Origin of the sequence: Aeromonas sp. R10-1 (assembly GCF_040908465.1) — a bacterium.
In the GTDB taxonomy this organism is placed as follows: domain Bacteria; phylum Pseudomonadota; class Gammaproteobacteria; order Enterobacterales; family Aeromonadaceae; genus Aeromonas; species Aeromonas caviae.
This window is the reverse complement of the sequence record NZ_JBFODT010000017.1, coordinates 164,401-176,509: the sequence shown is the minus strand read 5'-3', so window position 1 is coordinate 176,509 and position 12,109 is coordinate 164,401. Positions and strand designations below refer to the sequence as shown.

18 protein-coding genes are annotated in these 12,109 nt (G+C 63.8%); 6 read left to right on the top strand and 12 right to left on the bottom strand.

The features are described from left to right. Nucleotides 1-62: 62 nt before the first annotated feature. The gene (locus tag AB5Y93_RS07675) at nucleotides 63-437 is read right to left on the bottom strand and encodes a hypothetical protein (RefSeq protein ID WP_043152954.1); all 375 of its coding nucleotides are present in this window, start codon (nucleotides 435-437) and stop codon (nucleotides 63-65) included. A 149-nt stretch (nucleotides 438-586) separates the two neighbouring features. Then, entirely contained in the window at nucleotides 587-838 is a 252-nt protein-coding gene (locus AB5Y93_RS07670; protein ID WP_039039818.1) for a hypothetical protein, read from the bottom strand. A gap of 247 nt (nucleotides 839-1,085) precedes the next feature. Here AB5Y93_RS07670 and AB5Y93_RS07665 point away from each other — a divergent pair, with 247 nt between their 5' ends. Continuing rightward, entirely contained in the window at nucleotides 1,086-1,409 is a 324-nt protein-coding gene (locus tag AB5Y93_RS07665; RefSeq protein ID WP_045523112.1) for a hypothetical protein, read from the top strand. Between the two features lie 85 nt (nucleotides 1,410-1,494). On the opposite strand, the gene AB5Y93_RS07660 is transcribed toward AB5Y93_RS07665, so the two are convergent. The 4 genes from AB5Y93_RS07660 to AB5Y93_RS07645 are packed head-to-tail and all read right to left on the bottom strand — an operon-like array spanning nucleotide 1,495 to nucleotide 4,039. Beyond that, nucleotides 1,495-2,397 carry a hypothetical protein gene (locus AB5Y93_RS07660; protein WP_368229108.1) on the bottom strand — a complete coding sequence of 301 codons (903 nt, stop codon included), beginning with the start codon at nucleotides 2,395-2,397 and terminating at the stop codon, nucleotides 1,495-1,497. Between the two features lie 11 nt (nucleotides 2,398-2,408). Then, nucleotides 2,409-3,176, bottom strand: coding sequence for a hypothetical protein (locus tag AB5Y93_RS07655; protein ID WP_010672787.1), 768 nt, complete (start codon nucleotides 3,174-3,176; stop codon nucleotides 2,409-2,411). 12 nt (nucleotides 3,177-3,188) lie between these two features. Then, a complete protein-coding gene (locus AB5Y93_RS07650; protein ID WP_128296340.1) occupies nucleotides 3,189-3,731 on the bottom strand; it encodes a hypothetical protein in 543 nt (180 codons plus the stop codon). Nucleotides 3,732-3,754: 23 nt separating this feature from the next. Beyond that, the gene (locus AB5Y93_RS07645; RefSeq protein ID WP_024943298.1) at nucleotides 3,755-4,039 is read right to left on the bottom strand and encodes a DnaJ domain-containing protein; all 285 of its coding nucleotides are present in this window, start codon (nucleotides 4,037-4,039) and stop codon (nucleotides 3,755-3,757) included. 267 nt (nucleotides 4,040-4,306) lie between these two features. Here AB5Y93_RS07645 and AB5Y93_RS07640 point away from each other — a divergent pair, with 267 nt between their 5' ends. Further along, nucleotides 4,307-4,717, top strand: a complete 411-nt coding sequence (locus tag AB5Y93_RS07640; protein ID WP_010672789.1) for an EF-hand domain-containing protein — start codon at nucleotides 4,307-4,309, stop codon at nucleotides 4,715-4,717. Nucleotides 4,718-4,794: 77 nt separating this feature from the next. Here AB5Y93_RS07640 and AB5Y93_RS07635 read toward each other — a convergent pair whose 3' ends face one another. Genes AB5Y93_RS07635 through AB5Y93_RS07620 form a run of 4 tightly spaced genes read right to left on the bottom strand, consistent with a single transcriptional unit; the run spans nucleotide 4,795 to nucleotide 8,552 of the window. After that, nucleotides 4,795-5,319 (bottom strand): protein disulfide oxidoreductase, encoded by a 525-nt coding sequence (locus AB5Y93_RS07635; protein ID WP_214005039.1) that lies wholly within the window; start codon nucleotides 5,317-5,319, stop codon nucleotides 4,795-4,797. Between the two features lie 3 nt (nucleotides 5,320-5,322). Beyond that, nucleotides 5,323-6,063 carry a DsbA family protein gene (locus AB5Y93_RS07630; RefSeq protein ID WP_202041763.1) on the bottom strand — a complete coding sequence of 247 codons (741 nt, stop codon included), beginning with the start codon at nucleotides 6,061-6,063 and terminating at the stop codon, nucleotides 5,323-5,325. Between the two features lie 10 nt (nucleotides 6,064-6,073). Further along, nucleotides 6,074-8,116 carry a protein-disulfide reductase DsbD family protein gene (locus tag AB5Y93_RS07625; RefSeq protein WP_368229105.1) on the bottom strand — a complete coding sequence of 681 codons (2,043 nt, stop codon included), beginning with the start codon at nucleotides 8,114-8,116 and terminating at the stop codon, nucleotides 6,074-6,076. 55 nt (nucleotides 8,117-8,171) lie between these two features. Then, nucleotides 8,172-8,552, bottom strand: coding sequence for a hypothetical protein (locus AB5Y93_RS07620; RefSeq protein ID WP_039039817.1), 381 nt, complete (start codon nucleotides 8,550-8,552; stop codon nucleotides 8,172-8,174). A gap of 163 nt (nucleotides 8,553-8,715) precedes the next feature. Here AB5Y93_RS07620 and AB5Y93_RS07615 point away from each other — a divergent pair, with 163 nt between their 5' ends. The 4 genes from AB5Y93_RS07615 to pspG all read left to right on the top strand — a co-directional run bounded on the left by AB5Y93_RS07615 (nucleotide 8,716) and on the right by pspG (nucleotide 10,787). Continuing rightward, nucleotides 8,716-9,444, top strand: a complete 729-nt coding sequence (locus tag AB5Y93_RS07615) for a 1-acylglycerol-3-phosphate O-acyltransferase (protein WP_039039739.1) — start codon at nucleotides 8,716-8,718, stop codon at nucleotides 9,442-9,444. Nucleotides 9,445-9,650: 206 nt separating this feature from the next. Further along, nucleotides 9,651-10,313: a phage shock protein PspA gene (pspA, locus tag AB5Y93_RS07610; protein ID WP_010672795.1), complete on the top strand. Its 663-nt coding sequence runs from the start codon at nucleotides 9,651-9,653 to the stop codon at nucleotides 10,311-10,313. Nucleotide 10,314: 1 nt separating this feature from the next. Beyond that, nucleotides 10,315-10,521 carry a PspC domain-containing protein gene (locus AB5Y93_RS07605; protein ID WP_010672796.1) on the top strand — a complete coding sequence of 69 codons (207 nt, stop codon included), beginning with the start codon at nucleotides 10,315-10,317 and terminating at the stop codon, nucleotides 10,519-10,521. A 47-nt stretch (nucleotides 10,522-10,568) separates the two neighbouring features. Beyond that, nucleotides 10,569-10,787, top strand: a complete 219-nt coding sequence (pspG, locus tag AB5Y93_RS07600; protein ID WP_010672797.1) for an envelope stress response protein PspG — start codon at nucleotides 10,569-10,571, stop codon at nucleotides 10,785-10,787. 50 nt (nucleotides 10,788-10,837) lie between these two features. On the opposite strand, the gene AB5Y93_RS07595 is transcribed toward pspG, so the two are convergent. Next, nucleotides 10,838-11,173, bottom strand: coding sequence for a GIY-YIG nuclease family protein (locus AB5Y93_RS07595; RefSeq protein ID WP_050498264.1), 336 nt, complete (start codon nucleotides 11,171-11,173; stop codon nucleotides 10,838-10,840). Then, the gene (gene rarD / locus AB5Y93_RS07590; protein ID WP_113069038.1) at nucleotides 11,170-12,063 is read right to left on the bottom strand and encodes an EamA family transporter RarD; all 894 of its coding nucleotides are present in this window, start codon (nucleotides 12,061-12,063) and stop codon (nucleotides 11,170-11,172) included. Before rarD ends, AB5Y93_RS07595 begins: the two co-directional genes overlap by 4 nt. Nucleotides 12,064-12,109: the final 46 nt, after the last annotated feature.

Below are 12,109 nucleotides of genomic sequence, written 5' to 3'. Positions count from 1 at the left end.
CAGAAAGGGGGGAAAGGGGCGCCGCTGGCTACAACACGCCAGGGGAATGGCACCGCCGCCAATCAGTTGTCGAAGTTCCACTCGATGGGCAGCTCAAGATCGAAAACAAGCTGATCCCCGTCGAGGGTGAAGGCCACGCTGGTCTGGTGCTGGTCGTATTCGTCGATAAGGCGGCAGCTCTCGGAAAAGTTGGATTCGTAGCCGAGGCGGGCAGTGCCGCCGGTGCGAGCCTCGTCGAGTTCCACCCCCAGCACCCGCAGGGGATCCTTCTGGCTGAGCTTGACCCGGCTGTCACCCACATCCACCAGCCGCTCCAGCAGGGGGAAGAAGTCCTGCTTGTTGGCCTCGATGGCCCGGGCGATGACCTGCTCCAGTTCGGTGGCGCTGGCAAGGGCGGGATCCAGCGTGTAGCGGGTCTGGATGCTTTCCTGAGTCATATTGTGCTCCTTGGGGCAATGAACCTGCGTCGGCCATCAGCACGATAGGCGGTGAACAAGGTGTGCCTAGCCATTAAATAAGGTGGTGATTCATTCTGGTGGATAAAACCATCATAAAAAAACCGATGAAGGCAGCATATTGCTTCTCGTCAGGCGGGAATGCGGCCATTGCGCACCAGGGCCCGGCGGATATTTTTGCACATCTTGCCGAAGCGGTTGAGCTCGTCGAAGCTGGGCGGGATGCCGCGATCGATCTGATATTGCCAGTAGCAGAGGTCCGTATCCACCAGCTCCATCAGCTTCTTGGGGCAGCCGATGCAGGTGTTGTCCGGCCCGCATTTGAAGGTATCCGGTTGATAGAGCGGAAATTCCGCCTTCACGGCGTCGATGATCTGCTGCATGGCGGTCATGCGGTCCGGCTTTCTGCTCACGGTCTGGCTCCCCGGCGGCTTGTATGGGGGAGTCATTATATCCCTGACAAAATGTGGGCCAATGACGCTTAGGAGGTAGTCCGACTTGCGTGCAAGCCACTGCGCCCCGGATCCTGCGCCTGCTTCCCCCCTGGTGGTCTCTTTTGTCAGGCGCCGTTTCGGGTCATGATGAAAGCCCCGAACGAACCACTTTTTGACTGACCCCTCTGGAGGTGTGATGAGACCCTGTGCCCTGCTGCTGCTTTTTCCCCTGGTGTGCCAGGCCGAGGCCAGCCCGAGTGAACCCGTGCAGGAAGGTACCCTGGCCAATCAGCAGCTGATCCGGGATGCCATGGTGGGGGTCGCATCCTGGGTGGCCACCAAGGGGTGTGACGCGCCGGAGCGCTTCGTGCCCGTGGTGTTGCAACTTCCCGAGGGGGAGCCGGGCAGTCGCCACTGGCAGGAGCGCTGGACGGTGACGGGCTGTGGCAACGACTATCCCGTGGTGATCGATTTTCGGGAGACCGGGATGCAGAGCGCCATGTGGACCATTGCCCGATAGGGTCGGCGCCGCCATCTGCGAGCTGCAAAGATGACAACGCCCGGCAAGCCGGGCGTTGGGACAGGGTGAAGGGGAAAGCCCGTCATCAGAAGTCGTGGTAGAGGGGCCAGCCGAGCAGGGGGTGGCGGATCCCGGCGCGCATCTCCATGTTGTCGAGCTTCTCCGGCGAGGCGTCCTCTTTTTGCAACTGCTGGTACTGGCGCACAAACCCCAGGGTATGCAGCAGGTTGGGCACAAAGCCCGGGCTCAGCTCCTGACGCAGGGCGGCGGCCATGTCGGCGGGCAGCGCGCCCAGCATCAGCGTGAGCTGGGCGGCGAGGTAGTCGGTGTCGTACCAGCCTTCGTCGAGCTCAATCTCCCGCGCCAGTTTGCGCTTGAGATCCTGCTTCACCTTGAGCGGAGCGGCGCCACTGCCCTTGCCGCAGAGGATGCGGTAGAGCAGCGCCTCGGCCAGCTTGTCCTCCATGGTGGGGTGGTCGCTCTCGCAGGCGAAGAAGTGCTGGTCGATGAGCTCCATCAGGCGGCTCTTGTTGTGCTCGGTCAGCGCCTTCTCGTACTCCTGCCACCCTTGCCACTCCTCCACATCGGGGGGGCTGGAGATCTTGTCCAGCAGGCGCGCATCCACGTCACCGTAGAGGCTGTTGCCAGCCTGCTTGGGGCTGACGGTGATGAGCATGGACCAGCCCTTCTGGAACGGCTTGATGGGGCCTTCTGGCGCCTGCAACAGGGCCAGTGCCTTGGCCGGATCCCGTTGGGAGAGCTCCTGCAGACCGAGGCTCACCACGCCGATGACGTCGTGGGCGGCCTGCTCCAGCAGGTGCATCTTGTACTTGTTGTAGTACTTGTCGGCGAATTTGAGGCTCATCAGCACCGCCTTGCCTTTGATGGCGGCCAGCTGCTGCTGACTCAAGAGTTCGTTGTCGCGGCCAAAGCGCAGCACCTGGCTCAGAAAGGGGCCCTGGTTGGCATCGCGAATGACTAACTGCATGAATGGGCTCCTTAATCCAGAAAGCTGAACATGTCGTCGACGTCACCGTACTCGTCTTCCTCGACCTTGTTCTTCTCTTTGGCCTGCATCACCAGCTCGGCGGCAAACTTGTTGATGATGCCGTCCCAGGTCGAGTGCTCGTTGCGCAGCAGCGACTTGATGGATTTTTCCACCTCGGGGGCCAGCTCGCGAATGAGCATCAAGAGGCTGCGGGGGTCGTCCAGTGCATAGTCGTGGCTGTCTTCGGCCTGCTGGCGCTCGCTGTAGCGCAGGGACTCTTCGAGATCTTCCTCTTCGGCGTGCAGCACGTCGCGATAGCCTTCGTCCTCTTCATAGCGATCGCCGCGATAGAACTCGATAAAGGGGATGGCGAGGTAGAAGAGACCGGCCGGATCCTCGGCCACGCACTCGAGGATCTCCCGCTGCTTGGCTTCGCTCTCCTGGGTGCGGATCAAGTAGTTGAGGAAGTCGAAGGTGTGCTGTTGCAGCTCGTCGGCGTTGTTCTTGATCGCCTCTTCCCAGTAGAGGGGCTGCTGGCAGACGATGTCGCGGATCCGCTCCGGGGTCATCAGCTCGGAGATGATGGAGGGGAAGGAGATGTCGTGCTGGCCGTTGATCTGGGTCAGGGTAACGATATCAATGTTTTCAATCACTTCTGCCAACTGGTCGTCAGACATGGTCTTGGCGATCAGCTCGAACTTCTCGCTGGCCTGCTTCGGCTCGATGACGGCCAGCTCTTTGATCTCGATGGCGGTAATTTCTATCAGACTGTTGCTCATGCCTTGCCCCAATTAGAAACGGACTTCGTCGTACATATCCTGATCGCCGTCGTCATCACCATAGCGGTCACTGCCGCCGTGGTAGTCGGCGTCGGCATCTTCCCCGTCTTCCTCTTCTTCGTCCCGCAACTCATAGTCGTCATCACCGCGGTGGCTGCCGCGGGGCAGCGGGTTGTCCAGCAGGAACAGCACGGCGCAGGCTTCCATCAGCTGATCTTCGCTCTGGGCCCGCACCGCCTTGACCAGCGGCAGGATGGCGTTGTTGAAGCCGACGCTCACCTTGAACTCGTCCCAGGAGGGCTGCTCACCGCTGGCGAGCCACTTGTTCCACTGCGACTTGGCCTTGGGCGGGAACTGCACCCGGCCATAGAGGGCGAGCGGCAGGTATTCGGGCATGAACTCCAGCATGCTCATGTCGGCCAGCAGCAGGGCCTTCATCTGGTCGGTGAACTGCTCGAGCCCCTTGGGGTCATCCTGATCCCGGTAGGATTCGATGTTCTCGCTGGCATCGCTTTGCAGGGCCTTGAGCCGTGCCTGGTCCCATTTTTTTTGCATAGTCGCTCTTCTTGCCTGGTGGCTCAGGGGTAGAACTGGTCCCACATCTCCTGCATGGCAGCAGCGGGATCGGTCACGATGACGTTGTTGAAATCCTTGATAAAGGCGGCCCGCTGTTTCGGATCGGACAGCACTTCATAAGCCTGCTTTACCTGGTGCAGCCGGGCGGCTGCCTGCTCTTTCTCTTCTTCGCTCGCCCCGTGCAGCTTGTCGGGGTGGTACTGGTTCGACAGCCGTCGATAGGCTTTTTTGATGTCGTTTTCACTGGCATTGGACTTGACGCCCAACACCCGGAAGTAGTTGTTCATGACGGATCCTGCCTCACTGGCATGGTGGAATTCATCCTGTGTCGACCTGGTGGCGCAACGTCGGCAAACCAGGCTCGGCAAAAACCGGAGATTTTAACGGAAAGCCGGCGCCTCTGCCATGAAAGTGCGGTCTTTCTGTACGAAAAGAGCGGGCGGTGCGAGATGGCGGCGGGACTACACTGGCAGAGGGGGGCGGCAGGCCCCGGCGTTGCCCGGCCCCCTCTTGTCCGAACCATCCGGATTCTGCCGTCACAAGGAGTCATCGCCATGGTCAAGTCCGCGTTTTTCGTGCTCGCGCTGGCAGGCAGTGCCGCCTCTGCCAGCGACATACTGCCCGCCTCGCCGCTGATGGGGGATGTCACCAGGGCCCAGTTCATGGAGCGCGCCGCCCAGCGCTTCGCCTTGCAGGACAAAAACGGTGACGGCGTGCTGTCGGTTGCCGAGAAAGAGGCCAACCTGGCAAAGCTGGCTGGCGTGATGCAGCAAGCTGGCAAGCCGGTCCCGGAGCGGATGAGCCAGCTCAAGCCGTCGCGGGAGACCACCAGGGCCCAGTTCATGGCGCGACAGGAGGCGCTCTTCTCTCGCCTGGACAAGAACGGTGACGGGGTGATCGGGGAGTCTGAGCGTCTCGACATCAAGGCCAATCTGGAGAAGCGGGCGATGGAGGCCGCCCAATAGGGCGGGTTGTCAGCCCTCTGATGAAAAAGAGCCCGGTAGCGATACCGGGCTCTTTGCATCTCTGGCATGAAGGGGGGCTACCAGCTTGCCCAGAGCAGCCGCAACCTGAGCCCCCAGGCGCTGCTCCAGCCGGTGGTGCTGCTCACCAGAGCCCCATCCTTGATGACGAGGAAGGTCGGCGTCACCCCCACCTGCCAGCGGGCGGCCAGATCCCCGGACTCGTCGTTGTGGGTGGGGAAGGTCAGCCCCTTCTTCGCCATCCCGGCGCGCAACGGTTCATCGCTGCCGGAGCGCAGGGCCACCGTCAGCACATTTTCGCCCTCCTGCCAGAGCTGTTCCACCGTGGGAGTGGTGAAGCGGCACACCCCGCACCAGCTGGCCCAGTAGTAGACCAGCAGGGGCTTGCCGCGGCTCTGCTCGGCCAGCGTGGTGGTGGTGCCGTCCTGCAGGGTGAAGGGGGCCTCCATGGCCCCCGCCGGCAGGGTGGGGCTGCGCCACAGATCCACCAGGGTGGTGATGACGAGCGCCATCAGCAGTAGCCAGAGCGCCTCCTTGCCCCAGCGGCGCCAGCGGGGGACCTTTATGCCTGCATCCTCGGCCATGGCTTAGCTCCGCTTGGCCAGCTCGGTTTTCACCAGCTGCTCCAGCTCGTCATAGGGAATGGCGCCCGGCACCAGCTGGTTGCCGATAAGGGTCGCCGGGGTGCCTTGCACGCCGAGCAGGGTGCCGATGCGCAGGCTGTTGCGTAACTCTTCGGTGGCCTTGCCTGCGGGCTTGAGGGTCAGGTTGTCGGTGGCGGCCAGCGCCTTGTTGATGTCCGTCTCGGTCAGCATCCCCTGCTTGCTCATGAGCTTGTCGTGCAGGGGGAGGAAGCGGGCAGGATCCTGTTGCCACAGGGTCAGGCTGTACTGGGCTGCCTTGGCGGAGGTCTGCCCCTTGAACGGCAGCAACTTGATCACCAGCCCCAGATCGTCCGGATAGGCCGCGAGCAGCTTGGCGACAGCCGGGTCGAACTGCTTGCAGTAGGGGCAGTTGTAGTCGGTGAACAGCACCAGGGTCAGCTTGGGATGCTTGGCGCCGAGGCGCGGGCTGGTGGGGCTGTTGAACAGCACGTCCTGGTTGCCCTTGATGAAGTCACCCATCTGGGCTTGCTGGGTCGCGGCGTTCTGTTTCTCCCAGGATTCGGCTGCCTCGTCGAGGATCCCGGGGTTGGCGATCAGGGTCTCGCGAATGAGCTCCTTGATGCGGGCCTCCTGCTCCGGGGTGAAGGGGGCGGCGTGCAGCGTGGGGGTGCCTAGGGTGGCGGCGACCAGGGCGGTGCAGAGGGTCAGGGTTCGCAGTCTCATGGCATTCTCCTTAGAAATGGGTGGCATCGGCCTGAACGAGGCCGGCCTTGTGCAAGCTGTCGAGCAAGTCGGCCTTGTCCAGCAGGGGAGAGAGGACCTCCCCTTCCGGCAGGCCGGGCCCGTAGATCTGGTTGAAGGGAACGGCGGCGGCGCCGCGCTGGCGCAGGAAGGCGGAGATGGCATCGCTCGGCCGGCTCCAATCGCCGCGAAGGGCCATCACGTCAGGGGCCGACAGGGCGCGCTGCACCTCGTCACGCAGCAGCACGTTGTATTTGTTGGCCTTGCAGGTGACGCACCAGTCGGCGGTCACATCCACGAAGACCCGCTTGTTCTGGGCCAGGGCGTCGGCGATGGCCTGTTCGGAGAGCGGCTGCCAGGCGATGCGATCGACGCTGCCACCCCCTTTCACCGTGAGGGCGCCCCCCAGCAGCAGGGCGCCGCCGATGAGTGCCGAGAGGGAGAGAGCCAGGGTGAAACCGCGCAGACCATAACGCCAGAGGATGCCCATCAGCAGCGCCAGCACCATGGCGGCCATCAGCCAGCCGGTGGTCGTGCTGCCCAGATGGTTGCCAAGCAGGCTCGCCAGCCAGAGGCTGGAGCCCAGCATCATCAGCCCGAGCAGGATGCGCAGTCGCCCCATCCAGCTCCCCGGTTTGGGCAGCCAGAGGGCAAGGCGCGGCAGGGCCGCCACCAGCAGCCAGGGCAGGCTCATGCCAAGGCCGAGGGCCGTGAAGATGAGCCAGAGCTGGCCGAGGGGCGCCGCCAGTGCAAAGGCCACCGCAGTGCCGAGGAAGGGGGCCGAGCAGGGGGTCGCGAGCAGGGTGGCGAAACTCCCCTGCAGGAAGTGGCCGCCGAGCCCCTCGCCGCCGCAGGTGGCGAGGCGAGTGCTGAGATTGCTGGGCAACCTTATCTCGAACAAGCCCAGCAGGTTGGCGCAAAACAGCAGGGTCACCGCCACCATGAAGCCGATGAAACCGGCGCTCTGGAACTGGATCCCCCAGCCGACCGCCCCTTGTGTGGCGCGTAGCAGGCTGCTCATGGCTGCCAGCACCCAGAAGGAGGTGATTATCCCGGCGCTGGCGGCGAGGAACTGCTTGCGCACGCCTCCTTGTTCGCGCCCCTGCTGCTGCAACACGGTGCCGAGTTTCAGGGCCAGCACCGGCAGCACGCAGGGCATCAGGTTGAGGATGAGACCGCCGAGCAGCGCCGCCCCCAGCAGCCAGAGGAGTGGCTGCCCCGGGGCCGGCAGGGCGAGTGGCCCGGAGATGGTGGCGCGGGTCTGCCAGGCCTGCTCGCCGCTACCGAGCAGCAGGCCGAGGGATTGGCCGCGCAAGTCAGGGGCATCCCCCTGCCAGCCGTCGCTGACCGGCACCCGGGCAATCAGGGTGGTGCCGCTTACCTCGAGCGCGGGCTTGCCGAACTCGGCCCCCTCCAGCGCATCGATGAAGAGCGCAGGTTCCTGCCAGCCTTCTGCCCGCTCGGCCCGCAGTTGCAGCTGGTTGTGCTGGTAGCCGAGCTCGACCCGGGTGTCGGCGGGCAGCGTCTGCGGCAGGGTGCCCATGGCCCGGGCCCAGGCGAAGTCAAAGCCGGCCGGCGCTTGCTCATCCGCCGCCAGGGTGAAGGGGTAGTCGGTCAGGATGCAGACGTTGTTGCAGGTGGAGAGGCGCAAGGTGCCCTTGAGCGGCTGCCCGGCCGGGTAGCCCAGGCTCAGGGGGAAGCGTACCTGCTCCTGATAGCCCTGGGTGTTGAGCCCGGCCACCTCGAAGGGGCGCGGCGTGGGCCAGTGCCACTGGAAGTCGCCGACCGGCTCATCCCACAGGATCTGGGGCGCTATGCCCCCTTCACCCGGGCTGTGCCAGTAGGTCTTCCAGCCTGACGCCAGCTGGACATCGAGCAGGATGCGGGTCTGATCCGGGACGCTGCGGTCGGCTTGCAGCCTGACCTTGGCGTGACTGTTCTGGGGGCGGGTGAGCCACCCCGTATCGCTGGCCAATCCGCTGGATTGCCACAGCAGGCTGCCCAGTAGCAGGGCCGCCTTAAAGAGATTCGACATGTGTTGGGTCTCGCAAAAAAATGAGTGACAGCAGGCTGAAAAAGCGCGGCTGAACTCATTCCCGCCAGACGCAGAGGGTGAGGTGCAGTCGCCGCTCTGGCGGCGAGACATTGATGGGGGGAGGCAGTGCCGGCGCGCGCCGTGACAGGGGCACCAGCAGGGCAATCACGAAGGCGATGGCGAAGAAGAGTTGCTCCACGCACAGCAGACTGGCGGCGCTCAGCCACTTGCCGTTTAGCTGGCAGCTGTTGGGCTGCACACTGGCGGGCGTGCCCTTGTCGGCCTGGTCATCGGCTGAGGCGAACTGGGGCAGGGTCTGGCAACTCACGGCGTGATCGAGCAGGGCGAGGCGGGCCAGCGGCTGGGCCGCGCAATTGAGCACCAGCAGGCAGACCAGCAGCAGGAGTCGTGTCGCCGCGCGTTGTTGCAAAATCATGCTCGCCCCGTTCATCAAGATGGCCACATCCTAGCGGGCAATGGCGGGTGGGGCAAGCCGGGGTGGCCGGTGGCGTCCGGTGCTGGTCGGTTCTGTCTGGCGAACGCTTGTTCGCTAAAAGGGGGACCAGTATACTGCGCCGAGTCAAATTCCGAGGTGTTCGATGCTCAAACTTGCCCGTGTGCTGCTGCTGGCACTGCTGCTCGTCTTCTGGTTCCTGTTCGGCCTGTTGCTTTGTCTGGTGCGCCCGCGCCACCCGAACAACGTCTATGTCTTTGCCCGCATGTATCATGCGGTCTGCCCGCTGATCGGCCTCAAGGTCCGGGTGACGGTGGCCGACGAGGTCAAATCGGTGGGACCTGCGGTCTACGTCTGCAATCACCAGAGCAACTACGACATCTTCACCGTGACCGGCGCCGTGCAGCCCGGCGTGGTGGCGGTGGGCAAGAAGAGCCTGCTGTGGCTCCCCTTCTTCGGTCTCATCTTCTGGCTCTCCGGCAACGTGCTGATCGACCGCTCCAACCGCTCCCGCGCCATCGGCACCATCGGCCAGGTGGTGGATCGCATCAAGCATCGCGGCACCTCCATCTGGATGTTTCCGGAGGGGACCCGCTCCCAGGGGCGTGGTCTGCTGCCGTTCAAGGCGGGTGCTTTCCACACTGCCGTCCAGGCCGAGGTGCCCGTGGTGCCCATCGTCTGCTCCAGCTACTTCGGTCAGGTCGATCTCAACCGCTGGGACAACGGCGAGGTGCTGCTGGAAGTGATGGCCCCGGTGTGCAGCAAGGAGCACGGCGCCGCCGGCATCCGCGAGCTTTCCGACACCTGCCGGGAGAAGATGGAAGCCAAGCTGGCGGAGCTGGATGGCAAGCTTGGCCATCGGCCGGCGGCCTGAGCCCGGTTGCAGAGAAGAGAGGGAGCCGCTGGCTCCCTTTTTTATTGGTGAAAATCACCATCTTGTTGGTTTTTTTCACCACGCTGTATCCAGTGAACATCCATCGTCAACTTTCATCTAATTGTAAATAAAGGAAAAAATATTCTGGCACGGCTCTTGTAATGTCATGGGAAGAGAGTGACACCCTATCAACAAGGAGCCAGACCATGAGCGTATTCAGCCGCCTGACCGACGTGATCAATGCCAACCTGCACAGCCTGCTCGACAAGAGCGAAGAGCCGGAGAAGATGCTGCGCCTGATGATCGAGGAGATGGAGCAGGTCCAGGTCGAGATGAGAACCCAGGCCGCCCGCGTCATCGCCGAACAGAAACAGCTGGAGCGCCATCAGCAGGCGCTGCGCAACCAGATCCAGGAGTGGGCAGCCAAGGCCGAACTCGCCATCCAGAAGGGCCGCGAAGATCTGGCCCGTGCCGCCCTCACCGAGAAGCTGGCGGAGATGAAGCAGTGCGAGCGGCTGGAAGAGGACAAGGCGCGGGTGGCCGAAGTGCTGGCCCAGCTCACCGCCGACAGCGAGCGACTGGCGGCCAAGCTGACCGAGGCGCGGGAGAAGCAGAAGATGCTGACCCTGCGCGAGCAGACCGCCCACAGCCGCATCCGCGCCCGTGCCCAGGTGGACAACCAGCGCATGCACGAGCTGGTGGCCCGCTTCGACGGCTTCCAGAACCGGGTCGATCAGCTGGAGGCCCAGCTGGAGGCGGCGACCCTGGGGCAGAATCCGTCCCTTGAGGCCCAGTTCCGCGAGCTGGAGCTGAACGACGAGATTGAGCGGGAACTGGCCCGGCTCAAGGGTCAGAAGGTGGAGGCATAACATGACACCCTGGCCCAAGGATCTCGCCCATCGCAAGCTGACCGGGGTCTGCGCCGGTCTTGCCAGAGGGCTGGGGGTGTCCAGAGTGACGGTGCGGGTGGTGGCCCTGCTCGCCCTGATCCTGATGCCGCCGCTGGCCCTGGCGCTCTATCTGGTGGGGGTGCTCGTCATGCCTCCCCGCCGTGAACTTCAACGCTGGCTGGGGTGATCTCCGGATCGCCCCGTCGGCAAGTGCAAGCCCGTGAGGAGCACAACATGCTGGAATTTATCGTCTTGATCCTGGTGCTGATCGGCATGGCGCTGACCGGATTCACCGTGCTGGCCATGCTGCTGGTGAGCGGGGTCTTCGTGCTGTTTGGCGCCCTGGCCGGCATGTTTGCCCTCATCATCAAGCTGGCGCCCTGGTTGCTGGTGGTGCTGGTGGTGTGCTGGCTCCTCAGCAACAGGCGCAAGCAGTCGAACACCTACCGTTAAGCCCCCCTGATTTAGCATCCTTCCTTGGCCACTGCTTGCAGTGGCCCTTTTTATGGGGGCGACACAGGGTCGGTGTGCGGGGTGGCAAGCCAGGAAAGGCTCCAGCCGTGCCACAGCGCCGGCTCGTGTACCAGGCGCTCCTTGAACGCCTTGCTCTGCTGCTTGAGGCGGTACTCGAGGCGCAGCGCCTCGCGTTTGCCGGGGACCTCCTGCTGCCATACCAGGGAGAGGGGGCCCTTGCCGCGCAGGGCTCTGGCCCCCTTGCCGCTCTGGTGCTGACGCAGTCGCCGCTCGGGATCCGTGCTGATCCCCGCATAGAGTGCCCCAGCGCCAGTGCGTACCAGATAGACAAACCAGCGGGAGGGAGTGGGGGTGGCGAGGGTCACGAGGTGCGCCACCTGGCCCGCTGGCGCCCAAGCCGGTGCAGGGGCAGCAGGCTCACCAGCAGGCCGGCCCAGACGAAGGCAAAGCCCACGGATTTCACCGGATCCGGGATCTCGCCAAACCAGAAGAGGGCGAGCAGGAAGGCGAGGCTCGGCTCTATGTATTGCAGCAGCCCCACCGTGCTCATGGGCGTGCGCGCCACCGCATAGCAGAACAGCCCCACCGGCAGCAGGGTGGCGGGGGCGCTGCCCATCAGCAGCAGGCGATCGGTCCAGTCACCGGCCATAAACTGGCTGGTGCCCTGCAAGGTCAGCCAGCCGATGATGAGAAGGGCGACGGGCAACTGCACCAGGGACTCCAGATAGAGGCTGGTACCGGCGTCCAGTCTCACCTTCTTCTTGATGAGGCCGTAGAGGGCGAAGTTGGCCCCCATCACGAGGGAGAACCAGGGCAGCTGGCCGTAGGAGAAGAGCATGTAGGCGAGCCCCGCCAGGGCGAGCGCCACCGCCAGGTGTTTTTGCGGGGTGAGCTTCTCTTTGAGGAAGAGCACCGCAAAGGCGATGTTGAAGAGCGGGGTCATGAAGAAGGCGAGGCTGGTGGCCAGCACCTGGCCCGTGGTCAGGCACCAGGTGAACATGCACCAGCTGATGGACATCACTGGGCCCGCCAGCAGCACGAGGCCGAGCTGCCGGGGATCGCCGCGCAGGGCCCCCCAGGGCACCCGCTGGCCGAGGAGCAGAAGCAGGCCTCCCAGCAGCACCACGGACCAGAGCACCCGGTGGGAGAGCAGTTCCCACATGTTGATCTCGGGCATGAACTGGTAATAGAGGGGCAGCATGCCCCACAGCACGAATGAGAGGGCCGCGCTGCCGGTGCCCATCCAGTTCTTCATCTCTCTCCGTTTATTAAACTAAACAATGGCGGCTGCATGATAAGTA